Origin of the sequence: Sulfitobacter sabulilitoris (assembly GCF_005887615.1) — a bacterium.
GTDB lineage: Bacteria > Pseudomonadota > Alphaproteobacteria > Rhodobacterales > Rhodobacteraceae > Sulfitobacter_E > Sulfitobacter_E sabulilitoris.
The window spans coordinates 528,835-551,996 of the sequence record NZ_VANS01000002.1; the positions used below are offsets into that span (position 1 = coordinate 528,835).

General features: G+C 62.6%; 21 protein-coding genes. 13 read left to right on the top strand and 8 right to left on the bottom strand.

Annotated elements, in window-relative coordinates:
* Positions 1-51 precede the first annotated feature (51 nt).
* Positions 52-1,527 (bottom strand): NAD-dependent succinate-semialdehyde dehydrogenase, encoded by a 1,476-nt coding sequence (locus FDT80_RS10905; RefSeq protein ID WP_138662302.1) that lies wholly within the window; start codon positions 1,525-1,527, stop codon positions 52-54.
* An 82-nt stretch (positions 1,528-1,609) separates the two neighbouring features.
* Between FDT80_RS10905 and FDT80_RS10910 the strand changes: the two genes are divergently transcribed.
* The 5 genes from FDT80_RS10910 to FDT80_RS10930 all read left to right on the top strand — a co-directional run bounded on the left by FDT80_RS10910 (position 1,610) and on the right by FDT80_RS10930 (position 6,072).
* Positions 1,610-2,398 (top strand): alpha/beta hydrolase, encoded by a 789-nt coding sequence (locus FDT80_RS10910; RefSeq protein ID WP_138662303.1) that lies wholly within the window; start codon positions 1,610-1,612, stop codon positions 2,396-2,398.
* Between the two features lie 120 nt (positions 2,399-2,518).
* On the top strand, positions 2,519-3,727 hold the full coding sequence (locus FDT80_RS10915) for a M24 family metallopeptidase (RefSeq protein ID WP_138662304.1): 1,209 nt from the start codon (positions 2,519-2,521) through the stop codon (positions 3,725-3,727).
* Between the two features lie 235 nt (positions 3,728-3,962).
* Positions 3,963-5,045 (top strand): sensor histidine kinase, encoded by a 1,083-nt coding sequence (locus FDT80_RS10920; RefSeq protein WP_138662305.1) that lies wholly within the window; start codon positions 3,963-3,965, stop codon positions 5,043-5,045.
* Positions 5,046-5,146: 101 nt separating this feature from the next.
* Positions 5,147-5,413 (top strand): hypothetical protein, encoded by a 267-nt coding sequence (locus tag FDT80_RS10925; RefSeq protein WP_138662306.1) that lies wholly within the window; start codon positions 5,147-5,149, stop codon positions 5,411-5,413.
* A gap of 11 nt (positions 5,414-5,424) precedes the next feature.
* Positions 5,425-6,072, top strand: coding sequence for a DUF1523 family protein (locus FDT80_RS10930; RefSeq protein ID WP_138662307.1), 648 nt, complete (start codon positions 5,425-5,427; stop codon positions 6,070-6,072).
* Positions 6,073-6,131: 59 nt separating this feature from the next.
* Here the strand turns inward: FDT80_RS10930 and FDT80_RS10935 are convergent, their stop codons facing one another.
* Both FDT80_RS10935 and FDT80_RS10940 read right to left on the bottom strand, forming a co-directional pair.
* Positions 6,132-6,512 (bottom strand): HIT domain-containing protein, encoded by a 381-nt coding sequence (locus tag FDT80_RS10935; RefSeq protein ID WP_138662308.1) that lies wholly within the window; start codon positions 6,510-6,512, stop codon positions 6,132-6,134.
* Between the two features lie 9 nt (positions 6,513-6,521).
* Complete coding sequence (locus tag FDT80_RS10940) at positions 6,522-8,099, bottom strand: DUF5928 domain-containing protein (protein ID WP_138662309.1); 1,578 nt, start codon at positions 8,097-8,099, stop codon at positions 6,522-6,524.
* Between the two features lie 144 nt (positions 8,100-8,243).
* On the opposite strand from FDT80_RS10940, the gene FDT80_RS10945 reads away from it, so the two are divergent.
* On the top strand, positions 8,244-9,062 hold the full coding sequence (locus FDT80_RS10945) for a sulfotransferase family protein (protein WP_138662310.1): 819 nt from the start codon (positions 8,244-8,246) through the stop codon (positions 9,060-9,062).
* A gap of 23 nt (positions 9,063-9,085) precedes the next feature.
* Here FDT80_RS10945 and FDT80_RS10950 read toward each other — a convergent pair whose 3' ends face one another.
* Positions 9,086-10,318, bottom strand: a complete 1,233-nt coding sequence (locus FDT80_RS10950) for a lytic murein transglycosylase (RefSeq protein ID WP_138662311.1) — start codon at positions 10,316-10,318, stop codon at positions 9,086-9,088.
* A 266-nt stretch (positions 10,319-10,584) separates the two neighbouring features.
* On the opposite strand from FDT80_RS10950, the gene smpB reads away from it, so the two are divergent.
* From smpB to FDT80_RS10970, 4 genes are all read left to right on the top strand, one after another.
* Positions 10,585-11,061 (top strand): SsrA-binding protein SmpB, encoded by a 477-nt coding sequence (gene smpB / locus FDT80_RS10955; protein ID WP_138662312.1) that lies wholly within the window; start codon positions 10,585-10,587, stop codon positions 11,059-11,061.
* A complete protein-coding gene (locus tag FDT80_RS10960; RefSeq protein ID WP_138662313.1) occupies positions 11,054-11,704 on the top strand; it encodes a glutathione S-transferase family protein in 651 nt (216 codons plus the stop codon). The genes smpB and FDT80_RS10960 overlap by 8 nt, the downstream gene beginning before the upstream one ends.
* 76 nt (positions 11,705-11,780) lie before the next feature.
* Positions 11,781-12,635 (top strand): 3-mercaptopyruvate sulfurtransferase, encoded by an 855-nt coding sequence (sseA, locus tag FDT80_RS10965; protein WP_138662314.1) that lies wholly within the window; start codon positions 11,781-11,783, stop codon positions 12,633-12,635.
* A 2-nt stretch (positions 12,636-12,637) separates the two neighbouring features.
* Positions 12,638-13,822, top strand: coding sequence for an amino acid aminotransferase (locus FDT80_RS10970; RefSeq protein WP_138662315.1), 1,185 nt, complete (start codon positions 12,638-12,640; stop codon positions 13,820-13,822).
* Between the two features lie 182 nt (positions 13,823-14,004).
* On the opposite strand, the gene FDT80_RS10975 is transcribed toward FDT80_RS10970, so the two are convergent.
* Entirely contained in the window at positions 14,005-15,327 is a 1,323-nt protein-coding gene (locus FDT80_RS10975) for an ammonium transporter (RefSeq protein ID WP_138662316.1), read from the bottom strand.
* A gap of 31 nt (positions 15,328-15,358) precedes the next feature.
* Positions 15,359-15,697: a P-II family nitrogen regulator gene (locus FDT80_RS10980; protein ID WP_138662586.1), complete on the bottom strand. Its 339-nt coding sequence runs from the start codon at positions 15,695-15,697 to the stop codon at positions 15,359-15,361.
* Between the two features lie 254 nt (positions 15,698-15,951).
* On the opposite strand from FDT80_RS10980, the gene FDT80_RS10985 reads away from it, so the two are divergent.
* Positions 15,952-18,162 (top strand): transglycosylase domain-containing protein, encoded by a 2,211-nt coding sequence (locus FDT80_RS10985; RefSeq protein ID WP_138662317.1) that lies wholly within the window; start codon positions 15,952-15,954, stop codon positions 18,160-18,162.
* 352 nt (positions 18,163-18,514) lie between these two features.
* On the opposite strand, the gene FDT80_RS10990 is transcribed toward FDT80_RS10985, so the two are convergent.
* Complete coding sequence (locus FDT80_RS10990) at positions 18,515-19,120, bottom strand: MlaC/ttg2D family ABC transporter substrate-binding protein (protein WP_138662318.1); 606 nt, start codon at positions 19,118-19,120, stop codon at positions 18,515-18,517.
* A complete protein-coding gene (locus FDT80_RS10995) occupies positions 19,110-19,889 on the bottom strand; it encodes an MlaA family lipoprotein (RefSeq protein WP_342777647.1) in 780 nt (259 codons plus the stop codon). Before FDT80_RS10995 ends, FDT80_RS10990 begins: the two co-directional genes overlap by 11 nt.
* A 186-nt stretch (positions 19,890-20,075) precedes the next feature.
* On the opposite strand from FDT80_RS10995, the gene FDT80_RS11000 reads away from it, so the two are divergent.
* Together FDT80_RS11000 and FDT80_RS11005 are read left to right on the top strand one after the other, a co-directional pair.
* A complete protein-coding gene (locus FDT80_RS11000; RefSeq protein WP_138662319.1) occupies positions 20,076-21,812 on the top strand; it encodes a type I secretion system permease/ATPase in 1,737 nt (578 codons plus the stop codon).
* Entirely contained in the window at positions 21,809-23,110 is a 1,302-nt protein-coding gene (locus FDT80_RS11005; RefSeq protein WP_138662320.1) for an HlyD family type I secretion periplasmic adaptor subunit, read from the top strand. Before FDT80_RS11000 ends, FDT80_RS11005 begins: the two co-directional genes overlap by 4 nt.
* The last annotated feature ends 52 nt before the right edge of the window (positions 23,111-23,162 follow it).

Genomic DNA, 23,162 nt, shown 5'->3' on the forward strand with positions numbered 1-23,162 from the left:
ATCCCGGTGCCTCCGGCGGCGGTATTTACCGCCATTTGGAAGCAGGGAGCATCACACCGACATGCAGATGTATTTCATCTCGAGGTAGTCCTCTATCCCGTGATGGCTGCCTTCGCGGCCGAGACCCGATTGCTTGACCCCGCCAAAGGGGCCGACTTCGGTCGAGATGATGCCGGTGTTGACGCCGACGATGCCATATTCCAGCGCCTCAGCCACCTTGTACACGCGGCTCAGGTCCTTGGCGTAGAAGTAGCTGGCAAGACCGAAAATCGTGTCGTTCGCCATCGCGATCACTTCGTCTTCGTCCGAGAACTTGAACAGGGGCGCCAGCGGGCCAAAGGTTTCCTCGGTCGCGACCTTCATGTCCTGTGTGACGCCGGTCACGATTGTCGGCTGGAAGAAGGTGCCGCCCTTTTCATGCGTGTCGCCGCCGGTCAGGATCTTGCCGCCGTGCTTGGTGACGTCTTCGATATGCTCGCGGACCTTGGCCACCGCGTCTTGGTTAATCAGCGGGCCGGTCGTGACGCCGGGTTCAAGCCCGTCGCCGACGTTGAGGTTTTCAACCGCCACTTTCAGCTTTTTCGAGAACTCGTCATAGACGCCCGCCTGCACGTAGATGCGGTTGGCGCAGACGCAGGTCTGGCCGTTGTTGCGGAACTTGCACATCATCGCGCCTTCGACCGCCGCGTCCAGATCGGCGTCGTCGAAGACGATGAAGGGCGCGTTGCCGCCCAGTTCCATCGAGCATTTCATGACCTGATCGGCCGCCTGCTTGAGCAAGATGCGCCCCACCTCGGTCGAGCCGGTGAAGGTCAGCTTGCGGACTGCCGGGTTTTCGCAGAATTCCTTGCCGATTTCGGACGATGACGCCGAAGGCACCACGTTGAAGACACCGGCGGGGATGCCCGCGCGTTCGGCCAGGATGCCCATGACGATCGCGCTCAGCGGTGTTTCCTTGGCCGGGCGTGCCACAAATGCGCATCCGACGGCCAGCGCGGGGGCGGCCTTGCGGGTGATCATCGCGTTGGGGAAATTCCACGGGGTGATCGAGGCGGCCACGCCGATGGGCTGCTTGATGACCGTGATACGCTTGTCGCGCTGGTGGCCGGGGATGGTTTCGCCGTAGACGCGCTTGGCCTGCTCGCCCATGAATTCGATGAAGGATGCGCCATAGGCGATTTCGCCCTTGGCTTCGGCGTGGGGCTTGCCCTGTTCGGCGGTCAGGATGGTCGCCAGATCGTCGGCGTTGTCCATCATCAGGTCGAACCATTTGCGCATCACGGCGGCGCGTTCCTTGCCGGTCCAGCTGGCCCATTCCTTTTGCGCGGCTTCGGCCTGCGCGATGGCGCCGGCAACCTGTGCGCGGCTCAGGTTGGCCACCTGTGCGATCACGTCGCCGCGCGCGGGATTGGTCACGTCAAAGGTGCCGTCGTCGCCGTCGACCCAGGCGCCGCCGATATAGGCACGGGTTTCAAACAGTGTGGGATCCTTGAGCAGGCTCTTGAGGTCGGTCATTGCGTCAGTCATCTGATGTCTCCGCTTTTGTCTGTGGAACCCAAAGCAAGTCTGGCTATGATTGTCCAGTTCGAGTTTGAAGGAGAAAGACCCCGTGGACCTAGATGATGCCTATGCCAATGCCGCCCATATTCCGGGGGCGGAAGCCTTTCCGCCCCGCTGGGAGGCCGCCGCCGCCGCCTTTCGCAAGACGTTGGGCGCACGGGCCGAGCTTGGCGTATCCTATGGGCCAAGTGATCGCCAAGCCTATGATTTCTTTCATCCGCAGGGCGTTGCGCGCGGGACGTTGATCTTTGTCCATGGCGGGTACTGGAAGGCGTTCGACCGGTCGGTCTGGTCGCATCTGGCCGCTGGGGCAATCGACAAGGGTTGGGCGGTTGCCATGCCATCCTACGATCTGTGTCCGGACGTGCGCATTTCCGAGATCACGCGGCAGATCGCGGCCGCGGTCACGGCGATCGCGGAGCGAACGCAGGGCGATATCGTGCTTGCGGGGCATTCCGCGGGGGGGCATCTGGTGGCGCGTATGCTCGATCCGCTGGTGCTGCCCGACAGCGTGCGCAGCCGGATCGCGCGGGTCGTCCCCATTTCGCCTATCGCGGACCTTGCGCCCTTGATGCAGACCAGCATGAACGACATCCTGCGTATCGACACGGCCGAAGCCCAGGCCGAGAGCCCGATCAACATGGCCGTGCCGCGCGGTCCGAAGTTGAGTGTCTGGGTCGGTGCCGACGAACGGCCTGCATTTCTGGAACAGGCCGAGGCGCTGGCGCGGACATGGGGGGCCACGCATGTGGTCGTCGCCGGCAAGCATCACTTCGATGTCATCGACGCGCTGGCCGATCCGAAAAGCGATCTGACGGCACTGCTGACGGATACGTAAAATGCATTGATCGCGGGGCCGCTTTCGGGTCACAAGGGCGATGCCGGGCGATGGCGTCGCCCGGTCGTTGGTCTTAGTCCGTCCTGAACGCCGGGACCTTTCTGCAAAGGAGGGTCTTTTATGACCGCTCGTCCCGACATGTACCGTTTTCACAACGGCGAAAAATCACCTTTGCCGTTCGAGGCAGCCGAATACGAGGCGCGGCTTGAAGAGTTGCGCGACCGGATGGATGTGGCCGGCGCCACCGCCGCCGTTTTCACATCGATGCACAACATCGCCTATTATTCCGGCTTCCTGTATTGCGCGTTCGGCCGACCCTATGGGCTTGTGGTTACGGAAACCGACTGTGTAACCATTTCCGCAGGCATCGACGCGGGCCAGCCATGGCGGCGCAGCTTCGCCGACAACATCACCTATACCGACTGGCAGCGTGACAATTTCTGGCGTGCCATCCTGTCCGTGACGGGCGAAGGCGCCGTGATCGGCTATGAGGGCGATCACCTGACGCTCATGCAGCGTGACAAGCTCGAGGATTTTCTGAAGCCGCTGACAATGGTCGACCTGTTCGAGACGACCATGCGCCAGCGTATGTACAAGTCAGAGGCAGAAGTGGCGCTTATTCGGCAAGGTGCGCAGGTGGCAGACGTCGGCGGCTATGCGATCCGCGATGCGGTCGAGGCCGGCGTGCGCGAGATCGACGTGGCGATGGCCGGTCGCGACGCGATGGAGCTTGAGATCGCCAAGCGGTTTCCAGACGGGGAATATCGCGATACCTGGGTCTGGTTTCAATCCGGGATCAATACCGACGGCGCGCACAATCCGGTGACCGGCCGGATTCTGCAACGCGGTGACATCCTGTCGCTCAATACGTTTCCGATGATTTCGGCCTATTATACCGCGCTTGAGCGGACGATGTTCGTGGGCGAAGTCGATGCGGCCAGCCTCAGGATCTGGGAGGCGAACGTCGCTGCCCATGAATACGGGATGACCCTGCTTCAGCCCGGCGCGACCTGTGCCGATATCACTCACAAGATCAACGCTTTCTTCGAGGAACGGGAACTGCTGCAATACCGTACGTTTGGGTATGGTCATTCCTTTGGCGTGCTGAGCCACTTTTACGGGCGCGAGGCAGGGTTGGAATTGCGCGAGGATATCGACACGGTGCTGGAACCGGGCATGGTCATCTCGATGGAGCCGATGCTGACCGTCGGGCAGGGCAACCCCGGCGCGGGGGGATACCGCGAACATGACATCCTGGTCATCACCGATACGGGAAACGAGAATATCACCGGCTACCCCTACGGTCCGGACTTCAATGTCGTAGCATAGGGCCGGTTCCTTGGGCCGGGCAGGCGGGCTCGCATGTCCGGCCCATCCCGGGACGACGCACAATGGGCGATGCCGCTGGAAAACCGGGCGCACCTTTGCGTGATCCGGGAAGCTGTACCTTGTGTATTGTTCGTGCGCATTATCTGTGTCAGATCGCATCGGCGGATTTGGTATTGTGCATGCATGACCAATGACACGGAGCAGGTTGGCATGACGTTGGTGCGATAGGTGGGCTATGGACGCGGATGCAAAAGAAAAAGAAGCGCAGCGGCTGATCACGTTGCGCGACTTTGGAATTCTCGATTCTGGTCCCGAAGAAGACTTCGATGCGATCGCACGGCTTGCCGCGGCCATTTGCGAAACGCCGGTGGCCCTTGTGTCGTTGATCGACCAAGATCGCCAATGGTTCAAGGCGCGGATCGGGTTCGATCCAGCCCAGACACCGCTGTCGCAGAGCATTTGCGCCCACGCGATCGAGACCGATGACATTCTGGAAATTGAGGACACGAGCCTTGACCCGCGCACCACGGATAACACGCTTGTCTCCGAACCCGGCGGTATCAGGTTTTACGCCGGCGCACCGCTGCGCACCCGGCAAGGTCTTGCGCTGGGTGCGTTGTGTGTGCTCGACCGTGTTCCACGTCGGTTGACCGATGTGCAGCGCCAGACGCTGTCGGTTCTGGCGGATCAGGTGATGCGTCAGATCGAGTTGCGGCGGGCGTTGGCGGATGCCGACGTGCTGCGGCGCGAGGTGGATCACCGGGTCAAGAACTCGCTTCAGTCGATCGAGGCGCTGATCCGCATGCAAGCCCGTCAATCCGAGTCCGAAGATGTCCGCGCATCGCTCGCCGCGGTGCAGGGGCGGCTCGCGACGGTCAGCGGGCTGCATCAGGCGCTCTACCAGACCGACACCGGCGCCTCGGTCGATATTGCCGCCTTCCTGGCCACTGTGGTCAAAGGCGTGGCCCAGCAGTTGCCGCGTTACGTCAAGATCGATGTCGATCTGGCACCGCTGCCGCTGCCCTCGCGCAAGGCCTCCGCGCTGGGCATGATCGTGAACGAGGCGGTGACGAACGCCGCCAAATACGCCTTTGACGGGCGCAATTGCGGGCGGATCTCGATCCGTGGACAGCAAAGCGACGGGCAGTATATCCTGACCTGCACCGACGATGGGCCGGGGCTGGGGACGTCGCACAATGGCCAAAGCGGCCTGGGCCTGCGCATCATCGAGGCATCGGCACAGCAGTTGGGTGGCGACATGCATCTGCCGCACAGCGAATCGGGAACCGAAGTTCGCGTGGTCTGGCCGTTGGACTAGCGCCGCCGCGATGCTTTGATCTTTCAAATGCTGCAAGCGTTTGACACAGTCGGCCCGGTCGGCAAGCTGTCCCCCCGGCGGCATCGGAGCGAGGTGTAGACATGGCGGCATTCGTCAAACTGGTGATCGTCGGGTTTGCCGTACTTACGGTCATCTACATCAGCCTGTCGCTGTATTCCCGCGCTGTGCGCCGCGACAAGTTGCGCGCGCAATGGGAGGAGGACATCAGAACCGGCGACAAGGAGGACTTTGTCGAGCGCGGTCTGAAGGAGTATGACCACTCGTTGCGGCGCAAGTTGATTTTGGCCGTCTACATCATACCTGTCATTCTAATCGCAACGATCATCTACCTGACCAATTTCACCTGAGCGAGGCCGCAATGGCATATATCAAATGGGCCTTCATCGCGATTTTCTGGAGCCTCGTCGCCGCGTTTTTCCACTATACCCTGCCGCAGGTGGATATCGTTCGGATCACCGACACCTACGAAAAACGCATCGATCCGGGTGAAAACCGCTGGTTCTGGGCGTCGGCCGATGTGGGCAGCGACGGCACGGTGCCCAATCGCGATGTGTTCTTCATCCAGACGCGGCGCGTGGGCGATGACGTGATGGTCTACCGCAATGAAGATACGGGATGGGGCTGGCCGCCCTATTTCAAATTCGACACGTCGAACCTTCAGGCCGAAGCCGCCGACCTGCGATCCACGGCGGCCGCCCCGCAATACGTCGCGCTCAAGCACTATGGCTGGCGCAACGAGTTTTTCACGATCTTCCCCAATGCCGTTTCGGTCAGGCCGGTCGATGGTCCGGATGCGCCCAAGGGAATTCCGTGGCTCAACATCGTCATCCTGACGCTGTTTGCCGCGTTCGTCTATGCCGTCTGGGTGCGCTGGCGGCGGTTTCGCCGTGCGCGTATCGACCCCAAGCTTGAAGAACTTCAAGACAGCTGGGAAGCAACCGAAGACGCCGTGGCCGAGCGCGGCAACAGGCTTTGGCGGTGGCTCGGCTTCGGGGGCGGGCGCTAGCATCAGGGCGCTTCAGCGATCCGGTTTGGCCTGACCGGCCTGCGTCGCGCCGGTTCGAATTAGCCCGCGCGCGCCAGCATCCGGCCCAGCGGGCGACCGCCCAGCACGTGAACATGCAGATGCGGCACTTCCTGTACGCCATTCGCGCCTGCGTTGGAAATCATGCGAAAGCCCTCGCCGGCATCCAGGGCAACGCCCTCTTGTGCACAGACCTGCGCGATGGCGCGGTTGTAGTCGACGATTTCGTCGTCACTGGCGTGGCTCGCGAAGTGATCGTAGCTGACGTAGCTCCCCTTGGGGATGACCAGAACATGCACCGGCGCCTGCGGCTGAATATCGCGAAACGCAAGGGTGTGTTCGGTTTCCAGCACCGTATCGTTGGGAATCTCGCCGCGCAGGATTTTGGCAAAGATGTTCTGATCGTCATAGGCATAGGCCATGTGGGGTCCTCAATCTGCAAACAGGTAATCGGTGTCCGCGATCTCGCGCGCCTTGTCGGGCGGGATGCTCAGGAAATCGGCCAGCGCGTCGGCGTTGTTGTCCACCGACGCGTGTTCGCGCATCCGGTTGTGGTTTTCGAACCCGGCATCGCGGATGCGGTCGCTTTCGAATATCATGTCATTGCGGATGGTTGGCAATAGCCGTTCCAAGGTCTCGGACGACGTCCGGTCGCCCGCCAGCCCCACGCGCGTGGCGTGGCCGGTCAGGTAGTCATCGGTGAAATGACATTCGATCTCCAACATCCGCGTGACCGACCGATCGGATGCGAAATCGTTCAAGAGATCGATATTTTCCGGGTCCATGCAGACGATCAACCGGTCGGTGTCGAAATAGTCGAACAGCATCCGCATCAGCGCGCGACGGTGGCGGTGCCGTTTTTCCATCGTCTTTTGAATCCCGCCCAGATCGGGCAGGGCGGTATCTTCTTCGTTGAACAGATATTCGATCGCTGGCACGTTGGTGACCTGCCGGATCCGTTCCAGCACGCGTTTTGCCACGTGCCATTTCTTGCAGATCACGATCAACAGTTCCCGCTCGCGGCCCAGCGTGCTTTCCGTTTCCCAAAACCTGGTCGCAAACCGCCGTCCGATCCGGCCCCGCCCGGTCAGAAACTTGAACAGGCTGCGCCCCTCGTTGCTGATCTGGAACTGCACGCCCTCGGCGGCATAAAGCAGACCCAGACGCCGCTTCAGATCGTCGGCCTCGGGGCTGATCTTGCGCGCGAACAGGTAATCCTGGCTTAGCAGCAGGTCGTAGTGGTCATCGTAAAAGGTCACAGGCATCCCGTAGTCGGTGAACATCAGAAAGGTCAGCGTCCGGGTGCGTATTTCCTCTTCGGGGACCACGTGGCGCACGATGGTCTGGAAAAACGTCTCGTCGGGGATCCATGTTGTTCGGAAAAACCGCATCACGTCGCGGCGTGTCTTGGTAAAATCCAGTACCCATTCGATGGTCCGACGGCGCAGGCACCACCACTGGCTGCCGATCTGCACCTGAATGTCGCCGGGGATCTCGCGGGTCAGGCCCAGTTTGCGTTGCAGGTTCATCGCCGCGTAGAACAGGCGCTTGTGCGTGCGCTCGTTGAAATAGTGGCGGTAGATCAGACGCTCTTCACGCATCCCGGTCTTGATCCAGTCGCTTTCGAAAAAGTCGAAGCTTTCGATGAAATCCGCGTCGTTCTCGTCAAGAAAGCGGTGCGTGTATTCGGCCGACTTGATCGCCATGCAGTCGCCCGACAGCATATAGAAGTGGGTGGCGCGGGGGAATGCATCGGCCGCGGCCTGGACCGCGTAAAGCGTGGCCTGCACGAGCGACCATTCCCCCCACCCGCACCGAATGCGCTTGCGCGCAAAGGTGACGTTCGAATTGTCCTCCAGCGCGGCTTTGATGGCCTTGAAATGCGCCGGGTTGGCGCTGGCGTCGAAATGGATCGACATGTAATCGCCCGCCGCCGTCAGGCGCCGCGCCTGACGCACAATGGCATCGGGGTCTTTGTGGCATAGCAAGATGTAGGCGATTTTTGCCATTATCGGGATGATCTGCCTCTTTACCTTGTATTGATTACCTAGATAATGGTGAAGGCGAATTGAATAAACAGCATTTGTTTGCTTTTTTGAGGCGCGGCGGAACTGTTGCCATAAAACAGGACGGCCAGGCAGGAGTAGGACGGCATGGGGTTTCCCGGCACGTGGATGACTGAGAGTGAGAGCGTGGTGTACCGTGTGGTGCCCAAATGCGCCTGTTCGACCATCGGTCAGATCATGTACTATTCCGATCACGGCGAATTTTTCGACGGCGATATCCACGATGCCAAGAAGGGCATGCACAAGTGGGCGCTTGACGGCAGCCAGGAGCCGATCACGACCAATGTCCAGAACCACAGCTCTTACGCCTTTACCTGCGTGCGCAACCCCTACACCCGGATCCTGAGTTCGTTTTTCGACAAGATCTGCGGGATCCAGCGGAACGGCAAGCGCTATCGCGGCAATCTGGTTCCGCTGCTGATCCAGAAATACGGCATCGACGTCGGTGGCGAGGACGGCAAACAGGAGTTCGACCAGATCGCCAGCTTTCGCCGCTTCTTGCTGTTTGCGCGCGACACCATCCGTTGGCGCCGCCCGATGGATCCCGATATCCATTGGTCCGCGATGTCAGGGCACGTCAGCACCTTTATCGTGAACGGCGGCACCTACGACAAGATCGTCTGGACCGAGGCATTCAACGATGGGATGCAGGATGTCCTGGATGCGATCGAGACGCCCAAACCGATCAAGCTGGCCGACGTGCCGCGCTTCAACGAAAGCGAAGGGCATGGCCCCAAGCGGGCGCATCCCGTCGAGGATTATTTCGACGATCTGTCGATGCATCTGGTCTATGAAATCTACAAGCGTGATTTCCACCTGTTCAAATACGACTTCGAAAACCCGGCCAACAAGATGCCGGTGGGCGAAATCGACCTGGACGAGGTGCACGCCAAGCTGGGCGAGTGACGCCGCGGCCTGGCGTGCGCGACCTAGCCCAGCCGCTGCAACAGGTCGCGCGACGGTTGGCCCGTCTCGGCCAGTCCCTGGCTGCGCTGATAGGCGCGGATCGCCGTTTCGGTGTTGCCGCCGATCACCCCGTCGGCGCCTTGGGTGTCGAACCCCTTGTCGGTCAGCCGCCGTTGCAGGGCCTTGCGATCCTCAAGCGTCAGGCCGTTGGCGTCGGGGGGGAATGTGCCCCTGATGGCAGGGCGTCCGACGATCCGGTCCGACAGATGCCCGATCCCGATCACATAGCTTTCCGAATTGTTGTAGCGGGTGATGACCCTGAAGTTCGGAAAGGTCATGAAAGCCGGCCCGCTGCGCCCCGCCGGGATGATGATCGACGCGGGCCCGTAGTCGCGCACCGCTTTACCCGACATATCGCGCACACCCTGCGCGGCCCAGGCTTGCGTGCTGCGCGTGCTGTCGCGTCCGTATGGCCCGCCGAACCCCGTCGGAAGACGCACTTCGACGCCCCAGGGCTGGCCCTTAGTCCAGCCTGATCGCTTAAGGTAGGCTGCGGCCGAGGCCAATGCGTCGCTGGGATCGTCGGACCAGATATCGCGCCGCCCGTCGCCGGTGAAATCCACCGCGTAGGCCTGATAGGAGGTCGGAATGAACTGGGTGTGCCCCATGGCGCCCGCCCAGCTTCCTTGCAGGTTGGCCGGTGTGGTGTCGCCGCTTTGCAGGATGTTCAATGCCGCGATCAGCTGTTTTTCGAAAAACGCGCCCCGGCGTCCGTCATAGGCCAGTGTCGACAGGGACGAGATTACCGGCACATCGCCGCGCCGGGCGCCATACCGGCTTTCAAGCCCCCAGACCGCGGCGACGACGTTGGTCTCGACGCCATATTGCGCTTCGATCCGTGACAGTGTGGGGGCGAATTGGCGCAGCTTTGCGCGCCCCGTGTCCACCCGCTCGTCCGAGGCTGCTATGGCCAGATAATCTTCCAGCGAGCGTTTGAATTCGGTCTGATTGCGGTCGCGCTCGATCACCTGCGGCAGATACCCTGCGCCGGAAAACCCGCGCGACAGGGTGGCGGGCGTGATTCCCTGTGACGCGGCGCGGGTGCGAAAGGCGGCGACCCATGCATCGTAGCCGGCATTCGGGACGCGCCGGTATTGCGAAGCGGCCGCCGGCACGAGCGACCCGCCGCCGGTGCTGCACGCGCCCAGCATCAGCGCGCCAAGGGACAATGTCATCGTTCGTCTGGAGATGGTCATGGGCTCGCCTCTGGGCTGCGGTGGGGTTCATGGCATCCTTAGCGGGCAGGCCGGACGCTGCAAGCCCAAGACGCGCAGCGCCGTCCGATCGGCGGATTTCCCGACTGCGATACCCCGACGCGGGCACCCCGGCGGCCGGGCGGGTATGTGCGGCGGCGACAAACCGGGCATCCGGTCCCCCTCGGCCCCGGTGCCCGCACGCCATGCAACGCCGGACCCGCTGCTGTGACTTGCGCCTATGCCCCGCGCGTCCTACATCATCCCGCATGGCCCAGACAAAATCAGACCCCAATTACAAGGTAATCGCCGAAAACCGCCGCGCGCGGTTCGACTACGCGATCGAGGAAGACATCGAATGCGGGATCATCCTCGAAGGGTCGGAGGTCAAGTCCCTGCGTGGCGGCGGAGCCAATATCGCCGAAAGCTATGCCGCTGTGGAGGATGGCGAATTGTGGCTGGTGAACGGCTATATCGCGCCCTACAAGCAGGCCAAGACGTTCGGCCATGACGAGCGCCGCCGCCGCAAGCTGTTGGTCAGCCGCAAGGAACTGGCGAATTTGTGGAACGCGACGCAGCGCAAGGGCATGACGCTGGTGCCGCTGGTGATGTATTTCAATCATCGCGGGATGGCCAAGATCAAGATCGGCATCGCCAAGGGCAAGAAGAACCACGACAAGCGTGAAGCGTCGGCCAAACGCGACTGGTCGCGGCAAAAGGCGCGCTTGCTGAAGGACCATGGCTGATCGGCTGAGCCTGACCGGTTACCGCTACAGCGTCTATACGCGCGCCGCGCGGATGGCTCTGCTCGAAAAGCGGCTGTCCTTTGACGATGTCGAGGTCGATCCCTTTGCCGAAACACCCGATCCGGCGCTGACGCGCGCCACGCCGTTTGGTCGCGTGCCCGTCCTGCGGCACGGCGATTTCACGATCTACGAAACGGCGGCGATCATGCGGTATGTCGACATGCTTGCGCCGCAGCGGCCATTGGTGCCCGCCGACCCGCGGGCGGCGGGCCGGATGCAACAGGTGATCGGCATCGTGGATTGCTATGGATACACCGCAATGGTGCGGCAGGTGTTCGCGCATGCGGTGTTTCGCCCGTTCGTCGGGGCGCAGCCCGATGCCTCGGTGATCGACGCGGGGCTGGCGGCGGCGGAGCCCGTGCTGGCGGCGCTTGAGGGGATCGCCGGCGAAGCGCTCCAACTGTCGCCCGAGACGCCGCTGTCGTTGGCGGATCTGCATCTTGCGCCGATGATGGCCTATTTTGATATGGCGGCGCAGGGCCGCGCGATGCTGGCCCTGCATCCCGCGCTGCAGCGCTGGTTCGCCGCGGTCAGCGCGCGCGCCAGCTTTGCCGCCACGGATCCGGGCATCCTAATCGCCTGACCGGCTGGTCAGAGCCCTTGCCACGCTGGCCTAGCGGCGTTACCCAAGGGCGTTTTAGCGCGACAAGAGGTTCCTCATGGCGGACGATCCCAAGACACTGGTTTCCACCGATTGGCTGGCGAAACACCTCAAGGACCCGGATCTGCGTCTGCTGGACGCATCGTGGTACTTGCCGGATGCGAACCGCGACGCAAAGGCGGAATACGATGCGGCGCATATTCCCGGCGCCCGGTTCTTCGACATCGACGATATTTCGGACCACCGGTCCGACCTGCCGCATATGGCGCCGCCGGTGGAAAAATTCATGTCCCGACTGCGCGCGATGGGCGTGGGCGATGGTCACCAGGTGGTCGTATACGACGGCGCCGGCCTGCTGTCGGCGGCGCGCGTGTGGTGGCTGTTCCGGCTGATGGGGCAGGAAAACGTCGCCGTACTGGACGGCGGATTTCCCAAATGGCAGGCCGAAGGGCATCCGGTCGAAGACATGCCGCCCATCGTCCGCGACCGCCACATGACGGTGCGCCTGCAAAACCATCTGGTGCGGGACGTGACACAGGTCGCGGCAGCGTCCAAGCTGAGCGAACCGGTCATCGTCGATGCGCGCTCCGCCGCGCGGTTCCGCGGCGATGCGCCCGAGCCGCGCGAAGGTCTGCGTGCCGGTCACATTCCGGGGTCGCGCAACGTGCCCTATACCGAGCTTTTGAACGACGACAACACGATGAAATCGCCCGAGGAAACACGCGCGGTCTTCGAGGCGGCGGGCGTTGACCTTGGCAAGCCGGTCATCACCTCCTGCGGATCCGGCGTAACGGCGGCCATTCTGGCGCTGGCGCTGGAGCGTATGGGACACGGCAAATGGTCCCTTTATGACGGGTCTTGGGCGGAATGGGGAATGTTCCCCACCGTTCCCGTCGCAACCGGAGACGCCTGAAAATGTTTGAAAACCTCAAAGCGCAGCCCGCCGACAAGATCCTTGCGTTGATGCAGATGTACAAGAACGATCCGCGTCCGTCGAAGATCGACCTTGGTGTGGGCGTGTACAAGAACCCGCAGGGGCTTACCCCGGTGATGCGCGCGGTCAAGGCGGCCGAGCAGGAGCTGTGGAAGACGCAGGACACCAAAACCTACGTCGGCCTCGCCGGGGATCCGGGCTTTTCCGACGCGTTGATCGATCTGGTGCTGGGCGATGCGGTGGACCGCGATCTGGTGGCGGCTGCCGCCACGCCCGGCGGGACCGGGGCCTGTCGCCAGGCGTTCGAACTGGTCCGCATGGCGGACAAGGACGCGCGCGTGTTCGTGTCCGACCCGACATGGCCCAACCATCTGTCGATCCTGTCGTACCTGGGGATGCAGGTCGTCAACTACCGGTATTTCGACGATGAAACCGGCGGCGTCGATTTCGACGGTATGATCGAAGACCTGAAATCCGCGAAATCGGGCGATGTCGTGCTGCTGCACGGCTGCTGCCACAACCCGACCGGCGCGAACCTGAACCTGTCGGAATGGCAGGCCGTGGTCGATGTTCTGCGCGACACCGGTGCAGTGCCGATGATCGACATTGCCTACCAGGGCTTTGGCGACGGGCTGGAGGAGGACGCGGCCGGCACCCGGCTGGTGGCGTCGTCGGTGCCCGAGTGCTTGATCGCTGCGAGTTGTTCGAAGAACTTCGGGATATACCGCGAACGGACCGGCCTTTTGATGGCGATCAGCCAGGATCCCGATGCGCGCAAGCTCAACCAGGATACGCTGGCCTTTCTCAACCGCCAGAACTTTTCCTTTCCGCCCGATCACGGGGCGCGGGTCGTGACGATGATCTTGCAGGACGAGGCGCTGCGCACCGATTGGAAGGCCGAGCTGGAGGATGTGCGGCTGACCATGTTGGACCTGCGCCAGCAGCTGGCGGATGAGCTGCAAAAGCTGTCGGGCTCCGACCGCTTCGGGTTCCTCGCGCAACATCGGGGGATGTTCTCCCGGCTTGGGGCCGCGCCGGACAAGGTCGAGGCGCTGCGCACGGAGCATGGCATCTACATGGTGGGTGACAGCCGGATGAACATTGCCGGGTTGAATGGCGAGACCGTTCCGATCCTTGCCAAGGCAATCCTCGACGTCGGAATCTGATCCGCGCTGCCTTGGCGAAGCGAATGGCCCGCGCCCCCAGGGACGCGGGCTTTCTGTTGCGGGCGGTTTGCCAAAGAGATTTCCGCCTCCGGCGGCGGTATTTTTCTCCATCTGGAAGATGAAAGACCAAAAAGGCCCGGACGCGAGCGCATCCGGGCCAATCTGGTTTCGCGTGTCGGACCTTAGCCCTTGGAGAAGTCCGGGTAGGCTTCCATGCCCAGTTCGGACATATCCAGGCCGGTGATCTCGGCTTCTTCGCTGACGCGGATGCCCATGACGGCCTTGAGGATGAGCCAGACCACGAGGCTGACCACGAAGACGAAGATGCCGATCGCGGCGAAGCCGATGAACTGCGTCACGAAGGACGTGTCCGCGGTGTGGACCGGCACGACCATCGTGCCCCAGAAACCGGCGATCAGGTGCACGGGGATTGCACCGACGACGTCGTCTATCTTCATCTTGTCGAGCATCGGCACGGTGAAGACCACGATGACGCCGCCGATCGCACCGATCCAAAGCGCCCCGAAGAGGCTGGGGTCAAGCGGACCTGCGGTGATCGAGACCAGACCGGCCAGCGCCCCGTTCAGCACCATCGTCAGGTCGACCTTGCCGTAGAGTACCTGCGTCAGGATCAGAGCGGACACGGCACCGGCCGCGGCGGCCATGTTGGTGTTCGCAAAGATCCGGCCCACGTCGGTGATGTCGCCCACGGTGCCTGCAGCCAGCTGCGAGCCGCCGTTGAAGCCGAACCAGCCCAACCACAGGATGAACGTGCCCAGCGTGGCAAGAGCGAGGTTGGAGCCCGGGAAGGGCACGACGCGACCGTCCTTGGCGTATTTGCCGATGCGCGGGCCAAGCACGATGGCACCGGCCAGGGCGGCAAAACCACCTGCGGCATGCACCAGGGTCGAACCGGCGAAGTCGGAGAAGCCCATCTCGTATAACCAGCCTTCGCCCCACTGCCAGGAGGCTTCGATCGGGTAGATGAAGCCGGTCAGCACGACCACGAAGATCAGGAAGGGCCACAGCTTGATGCGTTCAGCCAGGGTGCCCGAAACGATCGATGCCGTGGTCGCGCAGAACATCAGCTGAAAGAAGAAATCGGACGCAACGGAGGCGTAGTCGAGCGCGGCATCCGCCGCCGAGAGGCCCACAGGCTCCAGCGAGGTGGGAGAGAACAGCGTGCCGACGTAGCCCGCGATGGTCCAGCCGTCGCCGGGATACATCAGGTTGAAGCCGACGGCCCAGTACATGATCGACGCGATGGAGAAGAGCGCGATGTTCTTGGTCAACTGGGTCGTGACGTTCTTGGATCTGACAAGGCCCGCCTCGAGCATGGCAAAGCCCGCGGCCATCCAGAACACAAGGAAGCCGCCGACAAGGAACAGCAGCGTGGTAAAGATATAGGGGGCGATGTCGGGGGCCGCGGCAGTGTCCTGCGCCAGGCCCAGCGTCGGCAGAACGGCAAGCGCGCCCGCGACGGAGGTGAGTTTGAGAAGCTTCATTTGGGTCATATCCCTCAGGTTGCGGCGCGTCTTACAGCGCGTCTTCGTTGGTTTCGCCGGTGCGGACGCGCACGGCTTGCTCAAGGTTCAGGACAAAAATCTTGCCGTCGCCGATCTTGCCGGTGTGAGCGGTCTTGGTGATCGTTTCGACGATCTGGTCCGCCATCGAATCGGTGACCGCGATCTCGATCTTGACCTTCGGCACGAAATTCACGGCGTATTCCGCGCCGCGGTAGATTTCGGTGTGTCCGGACTGCGCGCCGAAGCCCTTGATTTCTGTTACCATCATGCCGCGGACACCGGCTTCGGTCAGCGCTTCGCGGACCTCTTCCAGTTTGAACGGCTTGATTGTCGCTATGATGAGTTTCACCTCGTGTCCCCTTACGGTTTGGCAGGTATCCCTGCGCTTTGCAGGTGCAGACAAGCGCAGCGCGGTGCGTGTGGGGAAGTTTGAGCAGGCAAATCCGGGCCCAAAATCAGACGAAGCGCACAAAAAGCAGGCTGTTTGCATTGATTGCTTAAAAAGTAAGCAAAAATTAAAGGAGGTGAGGTGGTCTTGAGAACTCAACAATCAGTCCTTGTCCGGGTATGGTGCGGAAAAATCGTGGCCGAGCAGGGGTCCCAATGAGTGATTCATCGAAGCGAAAACCCTTGGTGGCGGAGAAGAGATCCTCCACGAAAACCGGGGCAAAGGGCGGGCGCGGCAAGGCCAGGCCCCGCAAATCCGCGCGACGGAGAAAGACGCCTGTGCGGCGTGGCGGGGTCTTGGGGCTCTTTGAGCGGATGATCCGCTGGATCCTGCGTCTGATCTGGAAGATCACGTGGCGGATCGGGTTTGCGGCGGCGGTGGTTCTGGGACTGGCCGTCGGGTATTTCTATACGACGCTGCCGGATGTCACCGAGCTGCTGGATGGGCGCGCGCGCGGATCCGTGACGCTGCTGGACCGCGACGGTCGCGTGTTCGCGTGGCGCGGCGACCAGTTCGGCGGCGTGGTCACGACGCAGACCGTGTCGCCGCACCTCAAGCACGCGATCATCGCGACCGAGGACAAGCGGTTCTATCGTCATTTCGGTGTCAGCCCGCGCGGGATCGCCAGTGCGGTGCGCATCAACCTGAGCGAAGGGCGGGGGCCGCTGTCGGGTCATGGGGGATCGACGATCACGCAGCAGGTGGCCAAGCTGCTGTGCCTGGGAGAGCCGTTCGACGTGACCAGCGGCCAGACCGAGCAGGAATACGAGACCGCCTGTCGCAGGGGGACGCTGTCGCGCAAGGCCAAGGAGGCGGTCTATGCGATGGCGATGGAGGCGAAATATTCCAAGGATGACATTCTCAACATATACATGAACCGAACGTTCCTGGGGGCTGGCGCGCGCGGGTTCGAAGCGGCGGCGCAGCGGTATTTCGGCAAATCCGCCGCCAACGTCGACCCGGCGGAGGCCGCGATGCTGGCGGGGCTATTGGTGGCGCCGACGCGTTTCGCGCCCACCAACGATCTGGATCGCTCGCAGCGCCGTGCCGCCACGATCCTGCGCCTGATGAACGAGCAGGGATACCTGACCGATGCCCAGACCGCGCAGGCGCAGGCAAGTCCCGCGCAATTGTCGGATGCGGCCGAGGCGGAGGCGGGAGGATATTTCGCCGATTGGGTGATCGCCAGCGGGCCGGAGTTCTTTACCCGCGATACCACCGAGGACGTGATTATCAAGACCACGCTGGATCAACGTATCCAGAAAGCGGCCGAAGATGGGCTGGCCTATATCTTTGATGAGAAAGTCCGCGAGGGGTCCAAGGCGCAGGCGGCGATCGTGGTGATGTCCGCCGATGGCGCCGTGCGGGCGATGGTGGGCGGGCGCAAGACCAAGGTCTCGGGCGCTTTCAACCGTGCCACGCAGGCGTTGCGGCAGACCGGATCGGCATTCAAGCCCTTCATCTATGCGGCGGCGCTTGATCTGGGGTATTCGCCCAATGACACGGTCCAGGACGCGCCGCTGACCATCAATATCCCCGGCTCTGGCCCGTGGAGCCCCAGCAACTATACCAACCGGTATTACGGCCAGGTGACGCTGACGCGCGCCTTGCAGGATTCGCTGAACATCCCCGCCGTGAAGGTGTCCGAGAGTGTGGGCCGCGACAAGGTGCGGCGCGTGGCCAGCCAGTTCGGAATCGAAAGCGATCTGGCCGCCGGGCCGGCCTTGGCGCTGGGCGCGTCGGAAAGCACGCTGATCGAAATGACGGGCGCCTATGCCGGTATTCTGAACGGGGGGTCGGCGGTGACACCCTATGGCTTGATCGAATTGCGTCTTTTAGGGGATGATCAGCCGCTGATGGGCACAGGCGGCGGCATCGGCGAGCGGGTCATTCAGGAAGATGCGGCGCGGCAGCTGATCTACATGATGGAAAAGGTCGTGTCCGAAGGGACGGGCAGTCGGGCCCGGCTGGGCGACCGCGAAGTTGCCGGAAAGACCGGCACCACACAGGCGGCGCGCGATGCGTGGTTCATCGGATTTTCCGCCGATTACGTGACCGGCGTCTGGATGGGCTATGACGACAATACACCGCTGACAGGGGTCACGGGCGGCGGTCTGCCGGCTGAAATCTGGCGCGAAACGATGGTGCGCACGCATCAGGGTGTGCCCGTCAGCCCCCTGCCGATGATTCGGCCGACCGATGGCGGCGCGGTACGTGGCGGCGGTGGCGACAGGCTGGTCGGGCCGGCACCGCGCGGTGGCGGCGCGGGCGGCATCATAGAAAGCCTGCTGCGCGATATCCTGGGTGGCGGTGGCGGCGGCGGTGGCGGCAGCAATGCGCCGGCCCCGCGGCAAGGCGATCGCTGAAGGACCGCCACGCAAAAAAGGGGGGGATCTGTTCTCCCCCAGCGTCGCGCCCCTCGGATCACGAGATAAGCACATCGCAGGGGTGGTTTGTCTGCGAGCCTCGAACCCTCTCCGGCCCATTGCCGCGATGTCGCGCGGATCCGGCAGGTCGCCAGCCGTCGGCCGAGACCGTCTTGCGGTCTTTCTACCCGCTGGCGACGGCGGATCATGCCACGAACAGGCCCGCCGACGCCGCGACGGACGGGCCGCCGTTGGCCACTTTGAAAAAAGGTCGGATCAGCGTGATGTCCATGCCAGCGGCACAGGCAAACCATCTGCGCGGTGCCCGGACCTGCGGAGGGTGATGACCTTGCTAGCCCGCGCGCCGCAGATCCGCGATCATCTGGTCGATATCGCCGCCGCGCCTGTCCAGCATTGCGCCGATCTCTGTCCGCTCGGTCAGCAGCACGTTCACGCCTTCGATGAACAGGTTGAAGAACAGGTCGCGCCCGGATTTGTCCGACACGAGAAACGTCACTTCGAACGGGGCTTCGCCGCGCAGATAGGCGGTCGAGATGATCTCGTATCCCGCGTTTATCTGACGGGCTTTCTCCACTTCGATCTTGCCGCCGATGAATTCGCGGAACCGTTTGCCGTACTTGCGCGAGATATAGCCCTGAAAGGCCTCCTGAAAGGCGCGTTTCTGCGCGGCGGTGGCGCGGCGGCCGTCATTGCCCAGAACGTATTGCGCCATGATCGGCACATCGCCGTACCGGACAAAGATAGTCTCGAAATCGCGGATCATCGCGGCTTCGGACTTGCCCGAACTGATTACGCGGTTGATCTCGGTCACGACGGTGTTGATCAGCGCACGTGCGCCGGCTTCGGTCAGGGCCAGAACGGGGCGGGCCAAGGCCACAAAGGCGCTCGCGGCGGTCGTCGCGGCCAGAAACCCGCGCCGGGTGATGTTACTGCGCATAGGGGTCCTCGTAGGGATCGGTGTATGGGTCACTGCCAGAACTGGCCGTTTCATCGCCCAGTTCGAACCGGCGGTTCTGCAGATAGATCAGACGCGCCTGCGCATAGCTGTCGGCGCTGTCATAAAGAATCGAATCGATCGTTGACGAAAAGCGATCCCTGTCGTTCAGCCGGGTCAGGTAGGCCGCGGCGGTGCCATAGTATTTTTCCGGACTGTCGAGCGTATTGGACAGCGGGTTTGTCACGATATCCACCACCCGGCCCAGGGCATCGCGGCGCGTCGAGGGGCCGAAGACCGGCAATTCGACATACGTCCCTTCGCCGACGCCCCAGACGTACAGGGTTTCGCCGAAATCGGTATCGACCTCTTCAACGCCGAATTCCGAATACACGTCGATGATACCGCCGATCCCGAGCGTGGAGTTCACGGCAAAACGTGCTGTGGACAACCCGAAGCTGCGCAGATCGCCCTGCAGCAGGCTGTTGACGGCCACCGAGGGCATGGAGAAGTTTTCCGACACATTCGAGATTGAGGTGCGGAATTCGACCGGCACGAAACGCGCGTACCGCTTTGACCCCGGGCGCAGCAGATTGGTGTCGAGGGCCTTGTTGAAGGCGTGAATCCTGCGGTTTGTCGGCTCGTAGGGGTCATGGATGCCGTCCGCGCGGCTGACCGTGTCCTGCGCAGTGCCGCAGGCGGTCAGGACCATCAAGGCGCCAAGCGCCAGATACCGGGCAATCGCGCCGTTCGACCCAAGAAAACTGTTCACGTGAAATTCCCCATTAACTATTTGAGGTCTACCTAATTCATTCGCAGCTTTCTCCAAGGCGCTGCCCTCTTTAATATCGGCATTGTGGCCCATGGGCGACAGGCTGCAAGACGCAAGATTGACACAGAAGGCCAAGGGCCGCATGAAACTCGTACCCTTGGCCAAATTGCAGGCGGAAATGTGCCCATGAGCAGTGCGTATAACAAGAAAGGCCTACAGGAACTGCGTGATGTGCGGCGGCGCAGCAGGTCGCTGTATTGGACCGTCGGCATTTTCAGCCTTTTTGCCAACCTGTTGATGCTGACCGGCCCGCTTTACATGCTGCAGGTCTACGACCGGGTTCTCGGGTCGGGGTCAGAAGAGACATTGATCGCCTTGTCGATTCTCGTGCTGTTTCTCTACGGTGTGATGGGGGTGATGGATTACACGCGCGGGCGGATCATGGCGCGCGTCGGCGCGCGGTTTCAGGATGATCTGGACAGGCGGGTGTTCGATGCCGTGGTGCGGAAATCCGCCGTGGCACCCGACGCCAGCACGCAGACCGGGCTTGCCGATCTGGAATCGGTGCAGCGGCTTATGGTCTCGCCGGTTCTGATGGCCGGGTTCGATATGCCCTGGGTGCCGATTTTCTTTGCCGGGATTTTCATCCTGCATCCGATGCTGGGCGTTCTTGGCGTCGCAGGCGGGTTGTTGCTGGTGGCGATCACACTGGCCAACCAGGTGTTGTCGCGCGATCCGCAGTCACAGGCCACGGACGCCGGCCATGCCGCGTCGCGGATGTCCGACCAGATCAGGACCGAGGCGGAAATGGTTCAGGCGATGGGAATGCGCGACGCGGCGTTCACCAGGTGGCAGACCGCGCGCAGCACGGCCCTGGAAAAACAGATACAGGCCACCGATGTGGGCGGCGGGTTTTCGTCGCTGACCAAGACGCTGCGCCTGTTCTTGCAGTCCGCGATGCTGGGCCTGGGGGCGTGGCTCGTGCTTCAGGCGGAAATGACCGCGGGGGGAATGATTGCCGGGTCGATCCTTCTGGGGCGTGCGCTGGCGCCGATCGAAGTGTCGCTGAACCAGTGGCCGGTGGTCCAGCGGGCAGGCAAAGCATGGGAAAACCTGTCAGAGCTGTTGGGGATCGTCCCGCCCGAGACGACCAAGACCAGGCTGCCCACGCCGCGCGCCCATCTGGTCGCAAAGGCGCTGACGGTCGTGCCGCCGGGCGAAAAGCAGGCGGCGTTGAAATCCGTGTCGTTCGAGGTCAAGCCCGGTCAGGCGGTCGGCGTGATCGGCCCCTCGGGGGCAGGCAAATCATCGCTGGCGCGGACGCTGACCGGGGTCTGGCGCCCCGCTGGCGGGTCGATCCGGCTGGATTCGGCGGCGTTGGACCAATACGAGCCCGCGACGCTGGGTCAGCATATCGGGTATTTGCCGCAGCGCGTGCAATTGTTTGACGGCACCATTGCCGAAAACATCTCGCGGCTGGCGAATGTGCCCGACGATGCCGAGGTGGTGGCCGCCGCCAAGAAGGCCGCCGCGCACGAAATGATCCTCGAGTTGCCGCAGGGCTATGACACTTTGATCAGCTCGGGGCAGGTCCGCCTGTCCGGCGGCCAGATGCAGCGGATCGGACTGGCGCGGGCGCTGTATGGCAATCCGGTCATCCTGGTGCTGGATGAACCCAATTCGAACCTCGACAATATCGGGTCGCAGGCCTTGAATCAGGCTATTCGCGCGCTCAAGGCCGATGGCCGTTCGGTTCTGATCATGGCCCACCGCCCCGCGGCGATCCAGGAATGCGATACGCTGATGGTGCTGGATGGCGGCATGCGGATGGCGTTTGGCCCCAAGGACGAGGTGCTGGCCGGAATGGTGAAAAATCACAAGGAAATCCAACGCGCGCCAAGCAGCGCGGGCGGTGTCGTATGACCGGCGGTCGTTGGTCGGCCCTGCGCCCGGTCGTGATCGGATACCTGGGCCTGGTGATCCTGCTCGGCGGGTTCGGAACCTGGGCGGTGATGACGCAGATATCAGGTGCTATCGTGGCTTCGGGACGGATCGAGGTGGACCGAAACCGTCAGATCGTTCAGCATGAGACCGGCGGCACTGTGGCGCGGATCCTCGTGGACGAAGGCGATACCGTCGCGGCGGGCGATATCCTGCTTCAACTCGATCCCGAGCAGTTGACGTCGCAGCTGGCGATTGCCGAGGGGCAGATTTACGAATTGATGGCCCGGCGCGGACGGCTTGAGGCCGAACGCGACGAGACAGATGCGGTGGTCTTCGACGCAGAACTGATCGCGGCGGGGCAGCGCAATGCGAACCTTCAAGAACTGATGGACGGGCAGCGCAGGCTGTTCGTCGCGCGGCGCGCATCGATCGCCAAGGAAATCGAACAACTGGGCAAGCGCAGCAGCCAGATCGGCAACCAGATTGACGGCATAGACGCGCAGAAGGCGGCATTGGCCAAGCAGTTGGAATTGATCGAAAAGGAGCTGACGAGCCAACGGTCGCTGCTGGACAGGGGACTTGCACAGGCCGCGACCGTGCTGAACCTTGAGCGCGAACTGGCCCGTTTGGGTGGGACGCTGGGCGAATTGATCGCCAACGAGGCGCAGGCCGAAGGACGCATTACAGAGATCGATATCGAGCGGCTGAAGCTGGGCACCCGCCGCCGCGAGGAGGCCATCACGCAATTGCGCGACCTGCGCTACCGTGAGCTTGAGATGCTGGAACAGCGCCGCGCCCTGCGCCTTGAGATCGAACGGCTGGATATCCGCGCGCCGGTGTCGGGCATCATCTACGGCATGCAGGTCCGCACGCCGCGGTCGGTGATTCGCCCGGCCGAGCCCGTGATGTTCCTCGTGCCACAGGACCGCCCCCTGGTGATCGCCGCGCGTGTCGACCTAATTCACATCGACCAGATCGCCGCGGGCCAGCCGGTGACGTTGCGCCTGTCGGCGCTGGATCAGCGGACCACGCCCGAGCTTTATGGCGAGGTGATTCAGATATCGGCGGATGCCTTCGATGACGAAGCGTCGGGGCAAAGCTACTACCGCGCGGAGATCGTGCTGAACCCCGGCGAGATGGGCAAGCTCAAGGACGGCACCGTTCTGATCCCCGGCATGCCGGTCGAGGCGTTTATCCGGACCGAGGACCGGTCGCCGATCGCCTATCTGATCAAACCGGTCGCCGATTATTTCAACCGCGCTTTCCGCGAAAGCTGACACACGCCCCTTTCGGTCGCCGCGCAACACCGCTAGCGTCCGCGACGACCCA